Source organism: Streptomyces sp. NPDC088817, assembly GCF_044750345.1.
In the GTDB taxonomy this organism is placed as follows: Bacteria; Actinomycetota; Actinomycetes; order Streptomycetales; family Streptomycetaceae; genus Streptomyces.
Genome location: NZ_JBIVJN010000032.1, coordinates 1 through 23,270 on the forward strand (window position 1 = coordinate 1; position 23,270 = coordinate 23,270).

Genomic DNA, 23,270 nt, shown 5'->3' on the forward strand with positions numbered 1-23,270 from the left:
ACGAGGGCCACGCCCTCGGACCAGCCGGTGCCGTCGGCGGCGGCGGCGAACGCCTTGCAGCGGGCGTCGGGCGCCAGCCCCCGCTGCCGCGAGAACTCCACGAACGACGTCGGCTGGGCCATCACCGCCACACCGCCGGCCAGGGCGAGGTCGCACTCACCCGAGCGCAGGGACTGCGCGGCCAGGTGCAGCGCCACCAGCGACGACGAACACGCCGTGTCCACGGTCACCGCCGGACCCTCGAACCCGAACGTGTACGCCACCCGGCCCGAGACGACGCTGGCGGCCGTTCCGGTGCTCTGGTAACCCTCCGTCTCGTCGGCCGAGTCGGCGAGGTTCCGGCCGTACTCCTGGTTCATCACGCCGGCGAACACGCCGGTGCTGCTGCCGTGCAGAGTGGTGACGTCGACGCCCGCCCGCTCGAAGAGCTCCCAAGAGGCCTCCAGGAACACCCGCTGCTGCGGGTCCATCGCCAGCGCCTCACGGGGCGAGATGCGGAAGAAGTCCGCGTCGAAACCCGTGGCATCCTGCAGGAAGCCGCCCTCGCGGACATAGGTCTTGCCGGCCCGCTCGGGATCACGGTCGTACAGGCCCTCCACGTCCCAGCCTCGGTCCGCGGGGAACGCGGTCACCCCGTCGAGGCCCTGCTCGACGAACGTCCACAGGTCCTCGGGCGAGGCGATGCCGCCGGGCAGCCGGCACGCCATACCGACGATCACGACCGGGTCGTCCTCGACGGGGCCGCCCGCGGCGGCCCGCACCTGCTCCCCGGTGCCGCCCGACACCTCGCCCAGCACGAAACGGGCCACTGCCTGCGGCGTCGGGTAGTCGAAGGCGAGGGTGGTCGGCAGCCGCAGCCCCGTGAGCTCCACCAGGCGGTTCCGCAGCAGTACCGCCTGGAGCGAACTGAAACCGATCTCCTTGAAGGCCCGCCGCGGGGCTATACCGTCCTCGTTCCCGCTGGCGATGTCCGCCGCCGCGGCACACACGGCGGACACCAGCGTCCGCAGCTGCTCGGCCTCGGGCAGTGCGGCGAATTCCGCCCGGAACTCCTCCGCGCGTCCCGCGTCCGCCGACACCCCCGCGGAGGTGTCGATCAGCCCGCGGAGCACCGCCGGTACGGAACCGCCGTGCAGCGTCATCACGTCCAGCTTCAGCGGCGAGGCCGCGGGCTCGCCGGACATGAGCGCGGCGTCGACCATGGTGAGCAGCTCCCGCCGGGACAGCGTGCCCACTCCCGCGGGCAGTGTCCGCATCGGCAGCGCGGGGTCGGCGTCGTCGGCCCACGGCCCCAGGGACAGGGACAGCGCCGGACGTCCTTCGGCGCGCCGCCGCAGGGCGATCGCGTCGCAGTACGCGGCCACCGCGGCGTCCTCCGGCTCGTGGGCCATGCCCAGCGGGCCGGCGGCGGTCGGCAGCAGCACCAGGGCCGCCGCCTCGGTCTGTGCGGTCACCTCGTCCAGCGCGGCGACCGACGCCACGGCGGACCGGAAGGGGCCGGACGGGGCGTGGACCACACCGGCCAGCGGGCGGCGGAGGCCGGCCACCACGTCACGTAATGCCGCCCGGTCGGTGAGATCGCAGGCGACGACCGAGACCGCCGCCTTGAGCGCGGTGAGTTCGGCCGCGAGGCCGGCGACGGACAGGTCGCCCTCGCCCTGTTCGCTGATCAGCACCACCTGCCGGACCCCGTGCCCGGCCACGAGATGGCGCGCCATGACGGCACCGGCCGCCGTGTCCGCGCCGGCGACCACGACCGCGCGCCCGGGGCCGAAGGCGACATCTCCGCCGGAGCGTACGGCCACCCGCTCCAGGGAGGGCCTGACGATGCCGCCGGCCCGCACGGCCATCTGCGGCTCGTCCCCGGCCGACAGGGCGTGCAGCAGGCCCTGGGGCGTGGCGTCACCGGCGTCGGCTGCGGCATCCAGATCGACGTGCACGAGCCGGTCGCCGTACTCCGCCTGCAGTCCGCGCACCAGCCCGGCCGCCGCGGCGTGTGCGGGGTCGGGCGTCTCGGCCGGTCCGACGCGCACGCCGTTGCGGGTGAGGACGACCAGCCGGGCCGGGGAGGGCAGGCCGTCGGCGAGCCACTCCCGGACCCGGGAGGCCAACGCCGAGAGCAGGCCGGGCAGGTCCGCGTCCGGCGAACCCACCGGCAGGACCACGACATCGGCGGGCGCGGCGTCGGCGGGCGGCAGCCCGTCGGCCCCGCACGTCACCTCGGCTCCCGCCCGTTCCAGGCCCGCGACCAGGCCGGCGTCGGTCTCACCGGCGAGCACCCAGCGCGGCGCGGCCGTGTCACCGGGGGCGCCGGGCAGGGCGGTGCCCACCGGGGGCAGCGGCAGCCAGTCCGTGCGGAAGAGGTGCTCGTAGGAGCTGCTGCCGGCGGCCCGCAGCCGGGCGGGCTGGTCGAGCAGGAGGCGCCGGGTGACCTTGCCCGACCCGGTACGGGGGATCCGCGTGACCTCGTACAGCTCCTCGGGCACCTTGAAGTAGGAGAGCCGTTCGCGGCACGCGGCGAACAGCGCGTCGGTGTCGAGGCCCTCCGGCCCGGGCACCAGGAAGGCGACGGGAACCTCGCCCAGTACGTCGTGAGCCTTGCCGGCCACGGCGACATCGGCCACCCCGGACACCGTGCGCAGCACGTCCTCGATCTCGCCCGGATGGATGTTCTCGCCGCCGCGGATGATGAGGTCCTTGATCCGGCCCGTGACGGTGAAGTACCCGGCGTCGTCGCGGCGGGCCAGGTCACCGGTGTGGTACCAGCCGCCCTGCAGCGCGAGCGCCGTCTCCTCGGGCCGGTTGTGGTAGCCGACCATCACGTTCGGGCCGCTGACCCAGACCTCGCCCTCCTCGCCGACCGGCACGTCGCGTCCGGTCTCGGGGTCGACGAGCCGCACGTTGAGCCCCGGCACGGGCAGCCCGCTGGAGCCCTCGACCCGGGCGCCCGTCGGCCAGTTGATGGTGATCGAGCCGCAGGTCTCCGTGCTGCCGTAGGCGTCCAGCAGCGGCACGCCGAAGGTCTCCTGGAAGGAGGCGCGCAGGGACTGCGTCGTGACCGCGCCGCCGACCAGCCCGACGCGCAGGTCCGGGGCCCGCACCCCCTGCCGCTGCGCGGCCTGGACGAGGTAGTGGTACATGGTCGGCACGCCTGCGAGGAAGGTCGGCGATTCCTCCCGCAGCACGGACAGGATCTCGTCGGCGGAGTATCCGTCGGTGATCCGGGCGGTGGCGCCGACCGACGTGACCGCCAGCACGCATGCGATGTGCGACAGGCTGTGGAACAGCGGAAGCGGCCACAGCACCCGGTCGTCGGCGAACAGTTCGGGAACCGGGACGTAGCAGGCGGCCACCGACCACAGGCAGTTGCGCTGGGTGGACAGCACGCCCTTGGGCTTTCCGGTGGTGCCGGAGGTGTAGAGCATCCAGGCGACCTCGTCGAGGCCGAGGTCGTCCCTGGCGGCCGCCTCCGGCTCGGTGGTGGCCAGGGTCTCGAAGGACACCGTCCCGGCCGGGACCCGCGCATCGCCGACGACGATGATCCCCGGGTGGTCCGTGTGCCCCACGACGCGCCTGAGCTGCTCGAGGTGGGCGGCGTCCGTGATCACCACGCGCGCACCGCTGTCCGAGAGGAAGAACTCCAGCTCGGAGTCGGTGGAATGCGGGTTGAGTGGCACCCCGATGACGTTGGCGCGGGTGAGGGCCAGATAACTCTCGACTGTCTCGACGCAGTTGCCCAGGTATATGGCCGCACGGTCGCCCGGATGCACGCGCAGCCCGGCCAGATGCCCGGCGATGTACCGCGTGCGGAGTTCCAGTTCGGCGTAACTGACCTGGCGCCGGGTATCGGCGAACGCGATTTTCCTGCCGAACCGGGCGGCGTGTTCGGTCAGCGTTTCGGGCAGGGGCCGAATCAGTTCTGTGCGCAACATCCGGTATCACTCCTAGGCAAGGCGAGATGCGCGAGAGCGCGGCTTCGAGTCTTGCGCGAATTCCGGAGCGCGGACCCCCTATCAATCCCCCTATGCCATCCCTGAGTTCAGGGCCAGGAGAAGAATTCCCGATAGCACGGAACCTGTTGTTCGAGCATGTGGATGCCAAGGTGCACACGGCGGCCGGCGGCGGCCGCCGTCCGCAGCAGGGCGGTCTCGTGGGGCTTCATGACGATGTCCACCACCACGGCGTCCGCGCGAACGGCGGCAGGGTCGAACGGCAGGGGGTCCTCGGGGCGCATCCCCAGGGGGGTGGCGTTAACGGCGATGTCGGCGCTCCCCAGGTCGCCGGCGGTCGCGGCGCACACCCGTTCCGGCCACCGGGGGTGGAGCCGGGAGAGCAGCGCCGCCAGCCGGGCGCCGTCGGTGTCCCGGACGGCGACCCGGCCGGCCCCGGCCATCAGCAGGGCCACCGCGATCGCGCTGCCCGCCCCGCCCGCACCGACCAGGGCGACCCGCGCGTCCCGGACGGTGTGCCCCGCCGCCTCGAGCCCGCGGACGAACCCGAGTCCGTCGAAGTTCTCGGCGAGCCAGCGGCCGTCCGGTTCGCGCCGCATCGCGTTCGCCGTACCGCTCAGGGCGGCGGCCGGCCCCAGCTCGTCGGCGAGCCCGCACACGGCGGCCTTGTGCGGGACGGTGATCAGCAGTCCGTCGACATTGCCGATCCGCTGCAGACCGCGTACGACGTCGGCGAGGTGCTCCGCCGGGGCGTGCACCGGCACCACGACGGCGTCGACACCGAGGTCCGCGAGCAGCGGGTTGATCAGCCCCGGTGCCCTGACCTGCGCCACCGGGTCGCCCAGCACCGTGTAGAGGCGTGTCGCACCGGACAGGCCCGTTCGCGTCACGACTGCCCCCCAGATGGGAAACGGGTTGTAACAGAGTGCACCCGGGTGGCACCATGGGCTGCGTAGGAAGGAACCCCTCCATGCCGCAGTTGAAGACGGAAGCGCCGGACGAGATCATCGTCGAAGCGTGCCCGGTGCGTGAGGTACTGGACCGCGTGGCCGGCAAGTGGAGCATCCTGATCATCGTCGCCGCGGCCCGGGGCCCGGTGCGGTTCACGGAGCTGGAGCGGTCGATCGAGGGCATCAGCAGGCGCATGCTGACCCTGACCTTGCGGAACCTCGAACGGGACGGGCTGCTCACCCGCACGGTGTACGCCACCGTCCCGCCCAGGGTCGAGTACGAACTCACCGAGATTGCGCAGGAACTGCATCAGTCACTCCTCTCGCTCACGGACTGGGCCACACGCCACCGCGAGGCCATTTCGGCCGCACGCCACGCCTACGACGCCGAGCGCCTGGTCGAGGGCGCCTGAGGCTGCGGCTGCCTCCTGCGCAGTGTCGTGGTCCCCAGGTCGGCGGGGAGATCCTTGCGCCGCTTGATGTCCAGCTTCCGGTACACCCTGGTCAGGTGCTGTTCGACCGTGCTCGGCGTGATGTAGAGCTTCGCCGCGATCTCACGGTTGGTGTAGCCCAGCACGGCCAGGTGCGCGACGCGCCGCTCCGACTCCGTCAGCCGCCTGCCGTCGTCCTCACACGGCGCCGACAGGTCCGACGCCCCCTCGAAGGCGAGGAGTTCCTCGCACAGAGGTGCGGCGCCGCAGGCGAGGGCGAGATAGCGCGCCCGGCGCAGCGTGGTCCTGGCCCGGCGGCTGTCGACGAGCGCCGAGTAGGCGTAGCCGAGGTCGGCCAGGACGCGTGCCTGCTCGTACTGCTCGCCACGCTGCTCGAACAGCTCGACGGCCTCCAGCAGCAGCTGCGGCCGCCGTTCGGGCGAGCTGACCGCGGCGAGCATCCGCAGTGACCGGCCGCGGGCGATGCTGTTGCCCCCCGCCGTGTCCGAGCGGGCCAGCTGTTCCCGGACCAGCCGGCGCGCCCGGTCGTCGCTGCCCAGCCGCAGCCACGCCTCGGCCGCGCTGGTACGCCACGGGACCGGCGTCGCCGCCTCCAGCCCCAGCGCCTGGACCAGGTCGCCGCAGGCCAGGAAGTCGGAGAGGGCGGCGTACGCCCGTTGGGCGGCGAGGTGGTAGTCGCCGCGGGCGTGCAGGTAGTAGAGCCCGTAGCGGGTCTGGAACATCGCCTCGGGCGGGGAGAACGCCAGGTACCGTTCGGTGATCTCCACCTCGCCCAGCCGGACGGCGGCCGTGATGAGCGTGCCCAGCGGGAAGCCGACGGTCACCCCCCAGGCGTGGGTGGGCAGCAGCGTCAGCGCCTCCTGGGCGTCGCGCAGCGCGCCGGCGAGGTCACCGCGGCGCACCAGTGCCTCTGCGCGCAGGCTCGCCAGCAGCGCGTGCCAGGTCGGGGACTGTTCCGCGTCGCCGGGGTCGCTCAGCGCGGCACACCGGTCCAGTACGAGGTCGTAGCGGCCGAGGTCGAGCAGGCCGAGGAGGGCCAGCGCCGCGGTCTCCTGGGCCCACGGCGTGTTCCCGCGCGGGCGGAGATTGCCCAGGGACCGCTCCAGCGCGGCCGCCCGGTCGCCGGCCCGTCCGCTCACCAGCAGGTCGCACAGTGACGCGGCGAGCGCGAGCCACGGGTCGTTGCCGGGGAGCGCGGTGATGTCCCGGTCGGCCGGCGCGTCGCCGAACGGCGCCGACGGCTGCATCCGGCGGCGCGTGTAGTGCGGGTGGGAGTACGCCAGCCATGAGTCGAGGTTGCGGACCTCGTGGGCCAGGGGCACGTCCGCGGAGGCGCCCTCACGCAGCCGGTCGAGCAGGGAGCCGGCGTCGACGTGCCGTCCGTGCCAGAGCAGTTGCCGCACCAGGCCCGGCAGGCAGTCGTGGCCGAGGTCACCCGTCCGGGCCGCGGCGACCAGGGGCGTCAGGTGCCGCGCGGCGGCCGACGGGCTGCACCGCCACTCCGCGTCGACCAGCTTCGCCAGCACCGCGGCCCGCTCGCGGCACGCTTCGTGCGCCAGCTCCAGGTAGCGCGCCGCACGCTCGTTCCGCTCGGCGAGCAACTCCTGCTCGGCTGCCTCCACGAGCACCGGCACCGCCCACGGCTCCACGCGCCGGCGCGCCTGGGCGAGATGGCACGCCACGGCCGGCGCCGGCTCCCCCTGACCGTGCAGCAGCCGCGCCGCGCGCTGGTTCAGTGCGGCGCGCTCGGCCCCGGTCACGGTGGCGAGGACGGCCTCGCGAGCGGCCGGATGCGGTAACCGGCCGTTCAGCAGCACTCCCGCGGCCGTCATCGTCGCCATCGCCCGTTCCACCGTCTCCGCCCCGGTCAGCATCCCGGACCGCGCCTCGGTGTCCTGGTCCAGGCCGGCGAGCCGGGCGGCCCGGTCCACGCTGCCGCGCCCGCCGAGCACCGCCAGCGCCTGCGCGGTACGCAGCACCGAGGGCTCCCAGCGCCGCAGCAGCGCGACCACGGCCGCGCCGTACCCCCGCACGGTGACGTGGTCCTCCCCGTCGGCCCGGCCGCGGCGGCAGTCCTCGATCAGCGCGTCGAGCAGCCGCAGGTTGCCGCCGCTGATCCGGTGGAACTCGGCGGCGAGCCCGGGAGCGTCCGCCAGGGTGCCCAGCCGTTCCTCCAGCAGGGCGGCGGTGCTGGCTTGCGAGAGCGGCTCCACGCCGAGCCGGTGGGTCCCCGGCCCGCTGGGCAGCTCGGCGGCGAACAGCGGCGGCGCGCTGCCCTCGTCCCGCTGGCAGGTCACCACCAGCAGGACCCGTGCCGCTCCCAGCCGGCGGGCGAGATACAGCAGGCAGCGCCGCGACTCGGCGTCGGCGTGGTGGATGTCGTCGACGGTGATGACCAGCGGCCTGCGCACCGCCAGCCGCAGCATCTGCCGGCAGAACTCGTGGTAGCCCGGTACCGCCTGCTCGGCCAGCTCGCCCGGCGCTGGAATGCTGTGCAGGAGCTGGCTCAGGACGCTCCCCGCCAGATCCTTCTCCAGCGGCGAGCACGAGGCGCGCATCACGAGCAGGCCGGCTCGCTCCGCTTCCTCGACGGCCTCCTGCAGCAGGGCCGTCCGCCCGCTCGCCGCCACCCCCTCCACCAGCAGCACCTGACCGCGTCCGGCCAGAGACCTGTCGATCAGGGAGCGCATCAGTGCTTTGTGTTTCTCACGTTCCAGCAGACGCATTGAATTCCCCCAAGTGAACGTGGCACGAAACATCCGTGACCCGATGGACATACCGTCGTCGGAACGCGGTGTCAGGCTGCGGCGGCGTGAAGTCGGGCGCGCAGCGGCAGGCCGTGCGCTGCTTTGAGAAGTCCTCGTTCCTGTAGGAGCGGCACCATGCCCTCCACTATCGCGACGAGGTCCTCGGACAATACCGCCGGGCGGAACCGGAAACCGTCGACGCCGCCGTCCCGGTGCCATTCCTCGATGAGATCGGCCAGCATTTCCGGAGTTCCGGTGAACATCGCGGCATCGGATGTGCAGGGGACCCAGCGGTCGAGTTCCCGCCGGCGCTCGACGGCCGCGGACTCGGTTTCCGCGAGGACCACGTCGAGATCGGCGAGGACCGCGAGGGGCGCGCGGCCCCTCCGGAACCCGGCGCACAGCTCCGCCAGTTCCGTGCGTACGGCGATCACGTCGTCGCGGCTGAACGGCGTGACGAAGACGAGGTCGGCATGTCGTGCGGCCAGGCGGTACGGCGTGCTGAAGTGCGCGAGCACCGCCGTCAGCGGCGCACCGGACGCCGCGGTGGGCACCCGGGCGTACCCGGACGCCCGGACGGGACGCCCGGCCGGCTCGACCCGGCCTGCGGGGGGCTCCTCCGGCCAGCTGTCCCAGAACGCGGTGACCTCACCGACGAACTCGTCGGTCTGCGCGAAGCGTTCCTCGGTGAACGCGGCGTAGCGGTCCGGATCGGCAGTGGCACGCCGTCGTTCCTCGTCGCTGAGTCTCACCCGCGGACGCCAGCCGCCGCGGCCCTGCGATATGCGGTCCAGGGTGACCGCCCTGGCCGCCATCACCGCCGGGTCGCCCTGCGCGACGCCGGTCGGGAACAGCGCGATGCGCGAGGTGTGCGCGGCTGCCTGGGCGAGCGCCAGCCACGCGTCGAGGGCGCCGTGGGCGCGCCCCGGCTCCGGCGTGGCGGGGACCTGGTCATCGAGCGTCACCAGGTCCAGCCCGCCACGCTCGGCGAGCCGCGTCAGGGCCACGATCCGCCGGGGGTCGAAGAGATCGGCGGGGGCGTCGGTCCGACGCCAGGCGGCCGGATGAGAGCCCAGACCGTCGAGCGCGGCAGCCAGGTATATCCGGCCGTCCATCACGCCCCTTCCCCAGCTGCCGGGTTGACGCGGGACACGGCCACCTTCTGGTCGGCCAGTCCCCACCGTTCGAGGACCTGCTGGTACTTGCCGTCGCGGATCAGCTCGTTCACGGCCGCCGCGACCGCTTTCGCCGTTCCGTCACCCTTGCGCGTCATGGCGCCGACCTGGCTGTCGATGGTGTCCGTCGCGCTGTCCACGACGCCGACCAGCTTCGTCCGGCCTGTGGTCTTCGCGTGGTACACGACGCTGGAACTCGGGCCGACGTAGACGTCCACGCGCCCCGACTGGAGCGCCAGGTAGTAGTCGGAGGCCTTCTGGTAGTACTGGATGTCGATCCCGCGCAGCCCGGCCCTGCGGTTCTCGGCGCTCCACGCCAGCATGATCCTCTCCTGGGTGGAGCCGGAGGCCAGCGCCACCCGCCTGCCCGCGAGGTCCGCCGGCTTGCGGACCGTGAAGCCGGCGTCCTCACGCGCCTCGAAACCGAGGCGGTCCCGGCGGTAGCTCGCGAAGTCGTACTTCTTCATCCGTTCCCGGGTGACCGAGATGTTCGAGAACGCCACGTCGTACTTTCCGCTGTCCACGCCCAGGAACATGTTCTCCCACGAGGTGATCTCCCGCTCGGGGGTCAGCCCCATCACCCCGGCGACCAGGGTGGCGATGTCGGGTTCGAACCCGATGGGCGTCTTGTTGTCGGTCGCGTAGCAGCTCAGCGGCGGCGTGTTGTCGATCGTGCCGCCGATGCGCAGGACACCGCTGCGGCGGATGCGCTCGGGCACCAGGGCGGCGACCCGGTCGACCCGGGCCGCGGTGATCCTTTCCTGCCGCGGACTGAGGTTGAGGTCCGAGCCCGTGGCAGCCGTCTCCTTGCCTGCGCTGCACCCGGTCAGCAGGAGCAGGAACACCCAGCCACCGGCCAGCAATCGACGCATTGCCTTCCTCCCCGTCATCAAAGGATCTTCGCGAGAAACGTGCGGGTGCGTTCGTGCGCGGGATCGCGGAGCACCTGCTCGGGCGGGCCCTGCTCGACGACCCTGCCGTCGGCCATGAAGACCACCCGGTCGGCCACCTCCCGGGCGAAGGCCATCTCGTGCGTCACCACGATCATGGTCGTGCCGGTCGCGGCCAGCGATTTCATGACGTCCAGCACCTCGCCGACCAGTTCCGGATCCAGCGCGGAGGTCGGCTCGTCGAACAGCAGCAGCTTCGGTTCCAGGGCCAGGGCCCGGGCGATCGCGACGCGCTGCTGCTGGCCCCCGGAGAGCTGGCGCGGGTGGGCGTCCGCCTTGTCGGCCAGCCCGACGCGCTCCAGGAGCCGGCGGGCGGTCCGGTACACCTCCTCCGCCGGGCGGCCCTGCGCCGACCGGGGCGCCTCGGCCACGTTGTCCAGGACGGTGAGGTTGGCGAACAGATGGAAGCCCTGGAAGACGAACCCGATGCCGGTCCGCTGCCGCAGGATCTCCTTCTCCCGGAGTGCGCGCAGGTGCTTGCCCACGCGCCGGTACCCCATCAGCTCCCCCGCGACCAGGACGAGCCCGCGGTCGGCCTTCTCCAGGTGGTTGATCACCCGCAGCAGGGTCGACTTGCCCGCGCCGGAGGGCCCGATCAGCACCGTGACCTCACCGGGCTGCACCTGCAGATCGACCCCGTCGAGAACGGTGGTGGCGCCGTAGCTCTTGTGCACGTCGACGATCTCGACCATGGGAGTGCTCACCGCGCCGCCTTTCCGACACCCGCGGCCGACCGGTCCCCGACGCCGCGCCCGCCGCCGGAGAGCGCTCCGCGCAGCCGTTGCAACGGCGTCGGCGGAAGGGCCCGTGACCCGCCGCGCGCGAAGTGCCGTTCCACGTAGTACTGGAGCACGGAGAGCAGCCCGGTGAGGATCACGTACCAGACGGTCGCGACCATGACGAGGGCAACCACCCGGCCGTTGCGGCCGTAGATCACCTGGGTCTGGTAGAAGAGGTCGCCCAGGGCCATCACCGACACGATCGACGTGCCCTTGAGCAGCGAGATCAGCTCGTTGAACGCGTTCGGCAGGATCGCCCGCATCGCCTGGGGCAGGACGATCCTGGACAGCTGACGCCGACGGGGAATGCCCAGGGCGGCCGCCGCCTCCAGCTGGCCGCGGTCGACCGAGATGATGCCGGAACGGATGATCTCGGCGGCGTACGCCGCCTGGTGCAGTGCCAGCCCGAGGACCGCCGCGCCCATCGGCCCCACCAGCTCCATGGTCGGCACGGAGACGAACGCCGGCCCGAACGGCACGCCGAACGACAAACGGTCGTAGAGGTAGGCGAGGTTGAACCAGAACAGCAACTGGACGATCAGCGGGACGGAACGGAACACCCACACGTAGAGCCAGCCCACGGAGCCGAGCAGCCGGCTGCCGGACAGCCGCATCAGCGCGACCACCAGCCCCAGCGCGAAGCCCAGCACCGTTCCGTATGCGGTGAGTTCGAGGGTGAGGCCGAGCGCCCGCATGATGCTGCCCTCGGCGAAGAACTGCCGGAACACCGGCCAGTCCCAGCCCGGGTTGGTGACCAGTCCGTGGAGGAACTGGAGCAGGAGCACGATCAGCACCGCACTGGCCAGCCAGCGGCCGGGCCGCGGTGCGGCGACCCGGCGCAGCGCGAGGAGCTCCTCGGTGGACCGCCAGCCCGAGGGTTCCACCACATCGTCGGTGGCGCGAAAGGACGCAGATGTCATCAGACACTTCCCCGATTTGGCGTTGGATGATCCGAGCTGGTCGGTCTTGAACCTAGGAAGAAGGCGGTTCCACTTTCAACGGGGACAGACGGCCAGTTCGTGCGGAGTTACCGGGCGGTGGGCGCACCCACTCATCGGTTATCGGGTGTTCGTTCGCGGTTGACCGGGACACCGGCGGTTGGTCGACTGGGCCGCATGGAACCCAAGGTGGACGTGGCGCGGATCGCGGTGCGTCAGGTACCGGCCGACGACGGCTCGACCACGCCGTTGCACCAGGGCCTGACCCAGGAGTACCTGGCCCGTTACGGGCCCTCGGCGTACGAGGAGACGAGCAGCGTGCCATCCCGTGAATTCGCGCCGCCCCACGGCGGGTTCCTGGTGCTCACGCTCGACGGCGAGACCGTCGCGGGCGGTGGGTTCCGCCGTCTCGACCCCGAGACCGCGGAGCTGAAACGGATCTGGACCCACCCCCGCCACCGCAGGCTGGGTCTGGCCCGGCGCACCCTCGCCGAACTCGAGCACGCCGCACGACGGCTCGGGTACCGCAGGCTGTACCTGGTGACCGGCCCCCGGCAGCCGGAGGCGAGCGGGTTGTACGTCGCCGCCGGCTACCGCCCGACACCGTGCGACCCGGCGGGCACGGACGGCAGGCCCGCGCTGTGCTTCGAGAAGACGCTGTGACTCCGGTCGTCATAGCGATCGTCGGCGCCGGACCGAGCGGTGTCTCCGTACTGGAGCGGCTGGGCGCCAACGCGGCCGAACTGCTCGGTGACCGGACCCTGGACGTGCACCTGATCGACCCCTACGAGCCGGGCCCCGGACGGGTCTGGCGGCACGACCAGTCGCCGCTGCTGATGCTCAACACGATGGCCGCGCACGTGACCATGTTCACCGACGACAGCGTGGTCTGCGCGGGGCCCGTCCGGTCGGGACCCTCGCTCCACACCTGGGCCCGGGAGAACCGGGCGACCGTCACCGACCCGGGCGTGGCGCGGGAACTGGAGGACCTCACCGAGACCTCGTTCCCCACCCGCAGGCTCCAGAGCCACTACCTCACCTGGGTGTTCGAACGAGCGGTGGCCGGCCTGCCGCCCGGCGCCCGGCTCCACCACCATCGGGACCGGGCGGTGGACCTGCGCGAACACGGCGGCCGGCAGCTGGTCGTCCTCGGCGGCGGGCAGTTCGTGGACGCCGACGCCGTGGTGTTCGCCGTGGGGCACCAGGAAGTGGAACCCACCGAGGAACAGACGGCCATGGCCGCCTACGCCCGACGCCACGGACTGTGCTTCATACCGCCGGGATACACGGCCGACCAGGACCTCTCCGCGCTGCGGCCCGGGGCTCCGGTTCTCGTCCGCGGGCTCGGTCTGGCCTTCGTCGACCTGGTGGTGCTGCTCACCGAGGGACGCGGAGGGCGCTACGTGGAGGACGGCACGGGCGGCCTGCGGTACCTTCCGAGCGGCCGGGAGCCGGTGCTGCACGCGGGTTCCCGGCGCGGCGTGCCGTTCCCACCGAAGCTGACCTACTCGCTGGCCTCCCCGCCGCCGCTGCCCCGATTCTTCGACGCGGAGCGGATCCTGCGCGAGTCCCCCGGACGGCTGGACTTCTTCCGCGACGTGTGGCCACACGCCGCGAAGGAGATCGCGTGGGGCTACTACCACGAGCTGTTCACCGCGCACCCCGAGAGGGTGCGCTGCGGCCTCGACGAGTTCGCCGAAGCCTACGCGCGGGCCCCCTGGGACAGCCGTGAGCAGCGGGAGCTGCTGCGACGGACGGTCGTGCACGCCGACGACATGCTCGACCTGTCGCTTCTCGACCGCCCCCTGGGGGACGCCACGTTCCCCGACCGGACCGCCCTCCAGCACAGAGTGGCCGGCTACCTGCGCGACGTCCTCGACCGCGGGTCCGACCCGCACCACAGCGCGGATCTGGGCGCCACCCACGGACTGCTCGCGGTGTTCGGGCAGCTTCCCGCACTGCTGGGCAGCGGACGGTTCTCGGCCCGCTCACGGGCGCAGGACGTGGACGGATGGTGGGCCGGCTTCTTCAACCACCTGGCCAGCGGGCCGCCGCCGCGCCGGACGCGTGAGCTGCTCGCCCTCGCCGAGGCCGGTGTGGTGCGGTTCGTCGGCCCGGACATGTGGGTGCGGACCGCCCGAGGGCGGTTCGAGGCGGGCAGCCCCGCCGTGCCCGGCGGCACGGTGACCGCCACGGCACTGGTCGAGGCACGCCTGCCGGTCGGCGCGTTCCCCACCAGCCGGGACCCGCTGCTCAGGTCCCTGTACGAGCGAGGCGGGCTGTGGGAGAGCAGCGGTGTGGAGGACGGCTTCCGGCACCGCACCGGGCTCACGGCGGTGGACGGCCGGGACGGTGCCGTGCTGGACGCGGCGGGCCGCCGGCACCCGCGCTGGTTTGCCCTCGGACCGTTCACCACCGCCCTGGCCGGCGGGAACTTCACCCGCCCCGGTGCCAACCCGGTCTCGTCCCGCCTCACCGACGCGGTCGCCCGCTCGGCCCTGCTCGCCGCCGTGTCAGGAGGGTGACTTCGCCTCCAGCTGCTGCCGGCGCAGGAGCAGGTGCCACTGCGGTTCCCCCTCGGAGCAGAACTCCCGGGCCGAGCGGTAGCAGAACCGGGCGGCCTCGGGAGCGCGCCGCTGCCACGCCTGCTGTCCCGCGCCGATCAGGATGTCGCAGACGCGGGCGGAGATGTCCTCCGCGGGCAGATTCGCCTTGCGGGTGTGCTGCACCGCCTGCCGGCAGTGGTGCACCAGCGGCGTCAGCGGCCGGTTGGTCTGGCCCGCCAGCCACTGCGCCGCCCGGCGGTGCTTCTCGGCCCGGACCGTGTGCGGCATACGGGAGTAGGCGACCTCGCTGACGAGTTTGTGGACGAAGTCGTACTCGATGGAGCCGAGTTCCGGTCCCAGCCGGCAGCGCTGCAGGAACTCGCGCCGCTCCAGGGAGCCCAGGCACTCCTGGATCTCGCCGGGGTCCCGGTCGCTCAGCGCGGCCAGCTCCTTGTCGTAGAACGGGCTGCCGAACAGTGAGGCGTCGTAGAGCAGTGCCTTCTCCAGCGGCGGCAGGGTGTCGAGCCGCGACGCGATGATGTGGTGCACCCGGGGCGGCACCGGGGGTTTGTCGCCGGGACGCCAGGTGCGGGCGCACGATGCCCGCAGGGGGGCCGGGTCGCCCACCGCAACGCCCAGCATGCGGGCGTATTCCAGGGCGAACAGCGGGTTGCCACCGGACTGGTCCGCCAGCGTCGCGCCCAGCTCGGACGCGCCCGCGTCGGTGTCCGGCCCCAGGACGCTGCTGAGAAGGGCGCCGATCCCCGTCCGGGACAGCGGTTCCAGGCTCATCGTGGTGGCGTTGCGCTGTCCGCTCGCCCAGTACGGGGACCGGTTGACCAACTCGGGACGGGCCGTCACGACGACGAGCAGCGGGAGGCTACCGACGCTCTCGGTGAGGTCCCCGACGAACTCCAGCAGCACGTCGTCGGTCCGGTGGAGGTCCTCCAGGATGACCACGAGCGGTTCCCGCGCGGCGAGTTCCTCGATGAACCGCCGCCACGCGGTGAACACGGCCCGGCGCTGCGCCGGCCTCATCAGCCCCTGCTGCAGACCCGGTTCTGATGTGACCAGCGACCGCAGGTTGTCGGCCAGCTGTGTCGAGATCGGTCCGGTGCCGACGAGACCGGTCACCGCGGCGTCGAGCTTGCTGCCCTGCTCCAGCACCGTGGCGTCGTCCGTGATCCCGGCGTACGCGCGGACGACCCCGGCCAGCGCGGTGTACGGCTCCTTGGGGCTGAGGGTGCGGTTGCAGCCCACCAGGCAGCGCATGCCCGTCTGCTGGGCGACGTCACGGCGCAGCTCGTGCATGAGCCGGCTCTTGCCGATCCCCGCCGCGCCGAGCACCGTCACGAGATGCGGGCGCCTGCTCCGCCGGACCTCCTCGACCCACCAGCCGAGCTGCTTCAGTTCGCGGTCCCGCTGGACGAACGGCAGATACGTCCGGCTCGCCAGCCCGGGCCGCAGCGCAACGGTGACGTCGTGACCGTCGGCCACCGTGCCCACGGCCGCGAAGCCGAAGTGCTCGGCACAGGACTGCCGGGTGTTGTCACAGGCCCGTACGATCCCGGGACGGGCGTCGAACAGCAGGGTGAGGCCCCGCTCCAGGAACTGGCCGGTGACGTCTATCGGTTCGGCGCCCACCTCGGCGTCACGGCCCCGCAGCACCAGGGCGTCTCCGCTGCAGACCGCCACGCGCAGGCGTACTCCCTGCTCGGAGTACTGGGCCACGTCCATGGCCATCCGGACCGCGCGCAGCGCGTCGTCCTCCTGGGTCTGGGCGGCCCCGAACAGGGCGAGCGTGATCGGGCCCATGCCGCCGTGGTTCCGCCCGCCGTACAGACAGGCCTGCTGCCGGACGACGGAGCGGACCTGCTGGAGCAGACGGTCGAGCACCTCCGGGGGAGCGTCGCAGCCCGACGTGTCGGCACGGACGAAGACGGCCGTCACACGCTTGTGCTCGTCCTGCCCGTGCACCGGGGACGCCGCCAGCCCCACGATCCCGGCGGTCTCGGGCCGCGGCGGTACGGCGGGCGGGAACGCGTCGCCGGGCGTCTTTGCGGGACGGTCCTCACCGAGCGGCGCCGGCGCGGCCGCCGGCTGGGCGGCGAGCGCCACCGCGGCGCCGCCGCCGCTGATCAGCGTGGGATCGTGGTCGAGGATCGCGCGCTCCAGCTCCCGCAGTTCGGGGCTGGGGTCGAGTCCGAGCTGCTGGACCAGAGCCGCGCGGGTCCGGCGGAACACCCCGAGGGCCTCGGCCTGCCGGCCCGAGCGGTACAGGGCCAGCATCAGCTGCTGGGACAGGCGTTCACGCAGGGGGTCGGCGCTGACGACGGCTTCCAGTTCGCCGATGACCTCCAGATGGCGGCCGGCGGCGAGCACCGCGTCCATCCGGTTCTCCAGCACCGCGTACCGGGCGTTCTGCAGGGCGGTCAGTTCGGGCCAGTCGTAGCCCTCCTCCACGAGGTCGGCCAGCGCCGGCCCCTTCCACAGGTCCAACGCCTTCCGCAGCTGGCGGTCGGCCTCGTCCCACTGCCCGGCGGCCAGCGCGGCCTGTCCCTTTCTGGCCAGTTCCTGGAACTCGCAGTTGTCCATCGTGGCCGGTTCCGCGCGCAGTACGTAGCCGGGCGCGTGGGTGACCAGCAGCTTGGAGCGGTTGCCGCCGCTCCCGTCGGCCAGCGTCCGGCGCAGGCTCGAGATCGCGTTCTGGAGGATCTTGCGGGCGGTGGGCGGCGGCTCCTCGCCCCACAGGGCCCGCACGAGCTGGCTCGTCGCCACCACGCTGTTCGCGTGGAGCAGGAGGTAACCGAGCGAGGCCCGCTGGTTGATGCCGCCTAGGGGGAGGGGGCGGTCAAGGTCCGTCACATTCAGCGGCCCGAGTATGGAAAACCTCATCGGGCACCCGGTCCGTCGACCGATAACGGAGTGCACATCTCATTGCTGCTCATGTCACTGGTTCCCCCGGTCGGCTGGATAACAATCCTGCAAGAGAGATTGTACTCAGCACGTGGTACCCCAGCGAAGAATAGACCGGTGGCCCGGTCCATACAGCCCGATTGCGGCTGGCTGAATTTCATCTGGAGCGTACAAGCCGGTCTGGCGAAAACCTGTCGCTGTGCGGCGGCCGGTGCCGCCGGCGCACCGGACCGATTCCCGGTGCCGCCGGCGCCGGCCGACGACACCAGGTCCGGAATTCTCTGGGTGAGCGGCATCCGCCGGCCCGGGACGCGCGGCCGGCCGAATACCGCTCAGGTGAGAAGGACTTCGGCCGGCACACAGAGCGAAGCGACGTCGGCGGGCTTGCGCAGCGTCAGGTCGGGCTCGGCCGCCAGCAGCGCCGCCTCGTCCGTCTCGCCCCACAGCGCGGCGGCCGCCACCACCCCCGCGTCCCTGGCCGCCGCGAGGTCCGTCACCGCGTCGCCGACCATGACCGCCTCCTGCGGATCGGCCCTCAGGAGGTCGAGCGCCCGCAGCACGATGTCCGGTGCCGGCTTGGCCCGGGCCACCTCGTCCGACCCGATGACGTGGTCGAACAAGGGCAGGACCCCCAGACGGTCCAGGAGCGAGCGCGCCCGCCAGCCGGCCTTGCCCGTCGCCACCGCGAGCCTGACACCCCGCTGCCGCAGCAGCTGCAGAAGCTCCCGCACACCGGGGAAGAGCGTGACCTGGTCGGCCAGCCGCGCACTCTCCCGGACGAACGGACCCTCCATCTCCAGCGGCAGGTCCATGATCCGCATGATGTCCGGGAAGTAGCGGCCCAGGTGGCGGTTGTACTCCTCGAACGGCGGCTCGCCGTCACCGACCACCTCGCGGTACGCGCGCGTGAACGCCTGCCGCATCACCGGGAAACTGTCGACCAGGACGCCGTCCAGGTCGAAGACCACCGCCCGGACGGGCCCGGACCGGTACGGCTCGGGCGCGGCCGGCCGCACCGGGCGGCGAGGGGCCGGCGCGGCCGACCCGTACAGCCGCTCGATGGCGTCGACGTTGCGCGCCGCCTCCCGCACGGCCGCACCACGGGCCGCGGGATCGGCCAGCAGCCTCGGCAGGTCGTCGAGCAGCCGGTCGTACTCGGCGCCGACCGGCTCCTCGGGACCCGGCAGGACCGTCTCCTGCCCCTGCCGGGTCAGCGTGAGCACCGAGCGCTCCTGGCGGTCGGGGCTGAAGCCGAAGGTGCAGGACAGGCTCAGCGTGCCCGTGCCGCCTTCCACCACCACGGTGGTCAGGTCGTCCGGCCGGTGCGAGGCCCAGCTCGCGGTGACCGACACCGAGGGGCCGTCCGGCGCGACGAGGAAGCCGCGCGCGGTGTCCTCGACGTCGCCGGAGACGTCCACGTTTTCGTCCTGACGCCACCCGGCGCGCACGGAGGCGTCGGTGACGAAGTCGTCCGACACCGTCCCGAGGACGTGCCGGAACTTGGCCTTTCCCAGCAGCGGAGCCGCGACGTCCAGCAGATGCCAGCCGAGGTCCATCAGCGCGCCGCCGCCGGACAGCCGCCGGTGCGTGAACCAGCCGGCACCGCTCGGGATGCCGCGCGCCCGCACCCAGCCCAAAGAGATGTGCCGGACCGGGCCCACCGTCCGCGCCGCCTCGAGCAGGGTGCGCACATCGGTGCGGTACCGGGCTGCGCTGCCCGCCAGCAGCACCGCGCCGCCCGCCGATTCGGCGGCGGCCAGCCGGTCGGCCTCGGCCGACGTCAGGCACACCGGCTTCTCCACGAACACCGGTATGCCGGCGCCGAGGATCGTCTCCGCGACCGTGGCGTGCAGGTGGTTGGGCACCGCGACGACGGCGATGTCCACCTCGCCCGGCGCGAGGTCCCGGACGTCGGCGAGCGCGGGGTACGCGCCCCCGCTCGCGGCGGCCCGTGCGCGCGGGTCCGGGTCCACGACGGCCACGACGGTGAACCGCGGGTGCGCCGCCAGCCGCGGCAGCCAGATCGAGCGGGCGGCCCAGCCGGCGCCGATGACCGCGACCCGCAGCGGGCGTTCGGCGTTCCGCCGGCTCATACCGTGGCCAGGGTGTCGGCGATGATGTCGGCGATTCGGTGCATCTGCTCCTCGGTGCCGAGCAGCGTGCGGTGGTGCAGCCAGATGGTGTCCTGGTAGATGGCTTCGGTGTTCGGGCACCTGGCCGCCAGCTCGTCCACCGACAGCTCGGGGGCGCCGGTCTCCCAGAAGCCGGGGCAGCGGTAGATCGCGCGGAAGGCGGCGAATGCGGGCAGACCCCGCTCGATCAGCGCGTCGACGAGCACGTTGCGGCGCTCCTCGGTGATGCCGGGCACCCGGAACATCATCATGTAGTGCGGGTTGCGGTCGCACCGGTCGTCGCGGCCCTGTGCCTCCACCCCGTCGATCTCGTTGACGAGCCGGGTCAGCAGGGGCGCGCGCTCCTCGCGCAGGGTGATCTGGCCGTCGAGCCGGCCCAGCTGCGCGCGCAGCACCGCGGCCGAGAACTCGTTCATCCGGAAGTTCGACCCCGACGTGCTGTGGAAGTATCCGCGGTCGGTCCGCGGCCGTCCGCAGCTGTGCCGCAGGAACGCCTCCTCGTACTGCTCCTGCTCCGGGAACAGTACGGCGCCGCCCTCACCGGCCGTCATCAGCTTGCCGTTCTGGAAGCTGAAGGCGGCGATCGAGGTGAACTCGCCGACCCTGCGGCCCTGCCAGCGGGCGCCGTGCGCGTGGGCGGCGTCCTGGATCAGCGGCACACCGCTCTCGGCGGACAGCTTCTCCAGGGCGTCCATGTCCGCGAAGTGCCCGGCCATGTGCACCGGCATGATGGCGGCGGTCCTGGGCCCGACCGCGCGCTCGACGGCGGCCGGGTCGATGCAGAAGGTGTTCGGGTCGACATCGACCGGCACCGCGACCGCACCGAGCCGTTGGGCCGCCTGTGACGACGAGATGAAGGTGAACGCCGGCACGATCACCTCGGAGCCCGGGCCCACTCCCAGTACCTGGAGCGCGAGTTCCAGGGCGTGCGTGCCGTTGGTCACCGCCAACGCGTGCTCCGAGCCGTGGTACTCGGCGAACTCGCGCTCGAACTCGGTGACTTCGCTGCCGCCCATGCGCCACCACTGGCCTTGTTCCAGGGCGCGGACCACACCGAGGCGCTCGGCGTCGTCGAACTGCGGCCACGTCGGGAATTCCGGAACCTCTCGGGAAACGCTCACGGTCCCCTGTCCTTTACTCTTTGGAGATGCGTCTCGGCGGGCGGAAATGCCACTCGGAAAGCGGTGGTATTCATCGACCGCGCGCATGCCGAAACTACCCGAGCGAAACTCGGCGGCCCACCCCCTATGACCCCCCTGTGTCCCTGCGGGTTTTCCACTGTTTCGCGGCCGGTGTATTTCCTGCTAGGAATGCGGCGAGCATCGTCGATGGAAAGGTGTGTCATGAGCCGACTGCTGCTGCTCAACGGCCCCAATCTCGGCATCCTCGGCCGCCGCGAGCCGGAGATCTACGGAACCGACACGCTGGCCGACATCGAGAAGGCCGTTGCGGAGGAGGTCGCGGACCGGGGGTGGACCGTGACGAGCGTCCAGGACGACTCGGAGGGCACTCTGGTCCGGACGGTGAACGAGAACCCCGACACCGTCGGCGCCGTCGTCAACCCGGGTGCCCTGATGATCGCCGGCTGGAGCCTGCGCGACGCGCTCGCCGCCTACCCGCGCCCCTGGATCGAGGTCCACCTCTCCAACGTGTGGGCCCGGGAGCAGTTCCGGCACGAGTCGGTCATCGCGCCGCTCGCCGGGGGAGTCGTGGTGGGACTCGGGGCGTACGGCTACCGCTTGGCGGCGCGGGCACTGCTGCACCTGGTCGAGGAGTGACGTCGCTGCGCCCGGTCGAGGAGTGACGTCGCCGGAAACGGCGGCCGGGTGCCGGAGCAACACGCTCCGGCACCCGGCCGCCGTTTGCCGGCTCGGTCGTCGCCTGCCTGTCGTCGCCTCTCCCCGCCGGCGGCCGTCTCAGTCGCGCGGCATGCCCGCCAGGCAGTCCTTGACCACCTGCTCGGGAACCCCGGGCACCAGTTCGGCCCCGGCCGGCCCGTCGAGGACGAAAGCCAGACCCCCCTGTGCCTTCTTGTCCAGCTTCATCAGGCGGATCAGCGCGTCGGTGTCCACGCCCGCGGGGAGCCGCCAGGGCAGCCGGTAGTGCCGGACGACGGCCCTGTGCTCCTCGGCCCGCTCCGCGTCGATCCGGCCCAGCGCCCGGGCGAGCCTGCCCGCGAACACCGTGCCGACGGCCACCGCCTCCCCGTGCCGGAGGCCGAAGTCCGTTGCCAGTTCCAGCGCGTGGCCCAGGGTGTGGCCGTAGTTCAGCAGGTGCCGCAGGCCCGTGTCGCGCTCGTCGGACGAGACGATCTCCGCCTTGCGCCGCACGCTCGCGGTGATCTGCTCGACGGTGGACAGGTGGCGCAGGTCGCCGGCGCCGATGAAGTGACAGCGGGCGATCTCTCCGTAGCCGTTGCGCCACTCGCGCTCGGGCAGCGTCCGGAGGTAGTCGGTGTCGCACAGCACGGCCTTGGGCTGCCAGTACACGCCGACCAGGTTCTTGCCCTCGGGCAGGTTGACGGCCGTCTTCCCTCCGGTGCTGGCGTCGACCTGGGCGAGCAGCGAGGTCGGCAGGTGGATGACCGGAACACCCCGGTGGTAGAGCGCCGCGGCCAGTCCGACGGTGTCGGTGGTGGTGCCCCCGCCGCACGAGACGACCACATCGCTCCGGTTCAGTCCGGCGTCGGCGAACTCCCGGCACAGGGCCCCGACGGTCGCCAGCGTCTTGTCCTGCTCCCCGTCCCGCGCCTCGACGAACCGGTGGGGGACGCCGGGGTCGGGGACCCACTCGGCGGGGCGTGCCGAGACGACCACGGCGCGTCGCGCACCGAGGCCGGCCACCACGTCCGCCAGCAGGTGGCGGGTGCCTGCGCCGATGTGCACGTCGTAGGACCGCTCTCCCAGTTCCACGTGGACCCGGCCGGCCGGGCTCGCGTCGCGGCCGTTCACACCCGGCCGCCGGAGGTCGCGGCCGGTACGGGTACGGCCCGCTCGGCCAGCTCGTTGCGCACGGTGAGCGCCGCGGCGGCGCCCCAGGCGGGCGGTATGCCGAGCCGGTTGTGCGTGGCCCCCGCCTGGTGGAAGAGCAGGTAGGGCTCCGGCAGGCCGCTTCCCGGCCCCCGGCGCACGGCCTGGCGTGTGCCGTCCAGGTACGCCTGCCGGGACGGCGAGGACGTGTCGGGGACCGTGGCCGTCCGTACGTCCGCCTCGACCGCCAGCTCCTCCCGCCGACGCGGCGGCAGGCCGGCCGACCAGCTCTGCCAGCTCTGGAACAGGAAACCCGTCCTGGCGGCCTCGGGCAGCAGCCGGACGATGCCGCGCAGGTGCGACACGCCCAGGCGGAACGCCTCGTCCGGGTCCGGCCGGCCGCTCGGCAGCACCGACAGGGCGAACGCGGTGGACACCGCGGCGAGTTCGTCCTTCACGTCCCGCCCGGTGCCCTCCGGGTGGCGGGCCTTGTGGTGGGCGCCCTGCTCGACGGCGAGCCGCCAGGGCGCCTCCGTTTCCGAGCGCAGCAGGTCCAGTGCCGCGCGGCGCACTCCGGGGACGGAATCGATCCACAATGCGATCGACGGGCCCGCCGGTTCGTCCGCGCGGGAGAAGAAGAAGCAGGCTCCCGGGTCGGCCGACCGGACGTACCGCGCAAGGCGCGGCAGTACGGAAGGCAGGGTCGTGGTCACGCCTGCGGTGCCATACAGGCGGACGAACAGCCATTGACGCGCCAAAACGATCC

General features: G+C 72.5%; 16 protein-coding genes. 4 read left to right on the top strand and 12 right to left on the bottom strand.

The window, feature by feature from the left end; all coding sequences use genetic code 11:
* A partial coding sequence (locus tag ACIP4X_RS34735; RefSeq protein ID WP_358737825.1) for a beta-ketoacyl synthase N-terminal-like domain-containing protein occupies window positions 1–3,932 on the bottom strand: 3,932 nt, incomplete at its 3' end.
* A 107-nt stretch (window positions 3,933–4,039) separates the two neighbouring features.
* Window positions 4,040–4,840: a shikimate dehydrogenase gene (locus tag ACIP4X_RS34740; RefSeq protein ID WP_358737827.1), complete on the bottom strand. Its 801-nt coding sequence runs from the start codon at window positions 4,838–4,840 to the stop codon at window positions 4,040–4,042.
* An 80-nt stretch (window positions 4,841–4,920) separates the two neighbouring features.
* On the opposite strand from ACIP4X_RS34740, the gene ACIP4X_RS34745 reads away from it, so the two are divergent.
* On the top strand, window positions 4,921–5,313 hold the full coding sequence (locus tag ACIP4X_RS34745) for a helix-turn-helix domain-containing protein (protein ID WP_358737829.1): 393 nt from the start codon (window positions 4,921–4,923) through the stop codon (window positions 5,311–5,313).
* On the opposite strand, the gene ACIP4X_RS34750 is transcribed toward ACIP4X_RS34745, so the two are convergent.
* Genes ACIP4X_RS34750 through ACIP4X_RS34770 form a run of 5 tightly spaced genes read right to left on the bottom strand, consistent with a single transcriptional unit; the run spans window position 5,280 to window position 11,923 of the window.
* The gene (locus ACIP4X_RS34750; RefSeq protein ID WP_401352328.1) at window positions 5,280–8,129 is read right to left on the bottom strand and encodes an AAA family ATPase; all 2,850 of its coding nucleotides are present in this window, start codon (window positions 8,127–8,129) and stop codon (window positions 5,280–5,282) included. The two genes, ACIP4X_RS34745 and ACIP4X_RS34750, sit on opposite strands and share 34 nt — an antisense overlap.
* A gap of 20 nt (window positions 8,130–8,149) precedes the next feature.
* Window positions 8,150–9,214 (bottom strand): LLM class flavin-dependent oxidoreductase, encoded by a 1,065-nt coding sequence (locus tag ACIP4X_RS34755; protein WP_358737833.1) that lies wholly within the window; start codon window positions 9,212–9,214, stop codon window positions 8,150–8,152.
* Window positions 9,214–10,146 (bottom strand): ABC transporter substrate-binding protein, encoded by a 933-nt coding sequence (locus tag ACIP4X_RS34760; RefSeq protein ID WP_358737834.1) that lies wholly within the window; start codon window positions 10,144–10,146, stop codon window positions 9,214–9,216. The genes ACIP4X_RS34755 and ACIP4X_RS34760 overlap by 1 nt, the downstream gene beginning before the upstream one ends.
* Before the next feature lie 17 nt (window positions 10,147–10,163).
* Window positions 10,164–10,916 carry an ATP-binding cassette domain-containing protein gene (locus tag ACIP4X_RS34765; protein WP_391459861.1) on the bottom strand — a complete coding sequence of 251 codons (753 nt, stop codon included), beginning with the start codon at window positions 10,914–10,916 and terminating at the stop codon, window positions 10,164–10,166.
* Window positions 10,917–10,924: 8 nt separating this feature from the next.
* On the bottom strand, window positions 10,925–11,923 hold the full coding sequence (locus ACIP4X_RS34770) for an amino acid ABC transporter permease (RefSeq protein WP_358737836.1): 999 nt from the start codon (window positions 11,921–11,923) through the stop codon (window positions 10,925–10,927).
* Window positions 11,924–12,118: 195 nt separating this feature from the next.
* On the opposite strand from ACIP4X_RS34770, the gene ACIP4X_RS34775 reads away from it, so the two are divergent.
* On the top strand, window positions 12,119–12,604 hold the full coding sequence (locus tag ACIP4X_RS34775; protein WP_358737837.1) for a GNAT family N-acetyltransferase: 486 nt from the start codon (window positions 12,119–12,121) through the stop codon (window positions 12,602–12,604).
* On the top strand, window positions 12,601–14,466 hold the full coding sequence (locus ACIP4X_RS34780; protein ID WP_391459843.1) for an FAD/NAD(P)-binding protein: 1,866 nt from the start codon (window positions 12,601–12,603) through the stop codon (window positions 14,464–14,466). The genes ACIP4X_RS34775 and ACIP4X_RS34780 overlap by 4 nt, the downstream gene beginning before the upstream one ends.
* On the opposite strand, the gene ACIP4X_RS34785 is transcribed toward ACIP4X_RS34780, so the two are convergent.
* From ACIP4X_RS34785 to ACIP4X_RS34795, 3 genes are all read right to left on the bottom strand, one after another.
* Window positions 14,455–17,352: a BTAD domain-containing putative transcriptional regulator gene (locus ACIP4X_RS34785; RefSeq protein ID WP_391459841.1), complete on the bottom strand. Its 2,898-nt coding sequence runs from the start codon at window positions 17,350–17,352 to the stop codon at window positions 14,455–14,457. The genes ACIP4X_RS34780 and ACIP4X_RS34785 overlap by 12 nt on opposite strands.
* Before the next feature lie 383 nt (window positions 17,353–17,735).
* A complete protein-coding gene (locus ACIP4X_RS34790) occupies window positions 17,736–19,496 on the bottom strand; it encodes an HAD-IA family hydrolase (protein ID WP_391459839.1) in 1,761 nt (586 codons plus the stop codon).
* Complete coding sequence (locus ACIP4X_RS34795; RefSeq protein ID WP_358737843.1) at window positions 19,493–20,656, bottom strand: DegT/DnrJ/EryC1/StrS family aminotransferase; 1,164 nt, start codon at window positions 20,654–20,656, stop codon at window positions 19,493–19,495. Before ACIP4X_RS34795 ends, ACIP4X_RS34790 begins: the two co-directional genes overlap by 4 nt.
* A gap of 222 nt (window positions 20,657–20,878) precedes the next feature.
* Between ACIP4X_RS34795 and ACIP4X_RS34800 the strand changes: the two genes are divergently transcribed.
* Complete coding sequence (locus ACIP4X_RS34800) at window positions 20,879–21,313, top strand: type II 3-dehydroquinate dehydratase (protein ID WP_358737844.1); 435 nt, start codon at window positions 20,879–20,881, stop codon at window positions 21,311–21,313.
* Window positions 21,314–21,451: 138 nt separating this feature from the next.
* On the opposite strand, the gene ACIP4X_RS34805 is transcribed toward ACIP4X_RS34800, so the two are convergent.
* Together ACIP4X_RS34805 and ACIP4X_RS34810 are read right to left on the bottom strand one after the other, a co-directional pair.
* The gene (locus ACIP4X_RS34805) at window positions 21,452–22,486 is read right to left on the bottom strand and encodes a 3-dehydroquinate synthase family protein (RefSeq protein WP_358737846.1); all 1,035 of its coding nucleotides are present in this window, start codon (window positions 22,484–22,486) and stop codon (window positions 21,452–21,454) included.
* On the bottom strand, window positions 22,483–23,217 hold the full coding sequence (locus tag ACIP4X_RS34810; protein ID WP_391459836.1) for a hypothetical protein: 735 nt from the start codon (window positions 23,215–23,217) through the stop codon (window positions 22,483–22,485). The genes ACIP4X_RS34805 and ACIP4X_RS34810 overlap by 4 nt, the downstream gene beginning before the upstream one ends.
* Window positions 23,218–23,270 lie beyond the last annotated feature (53 nt).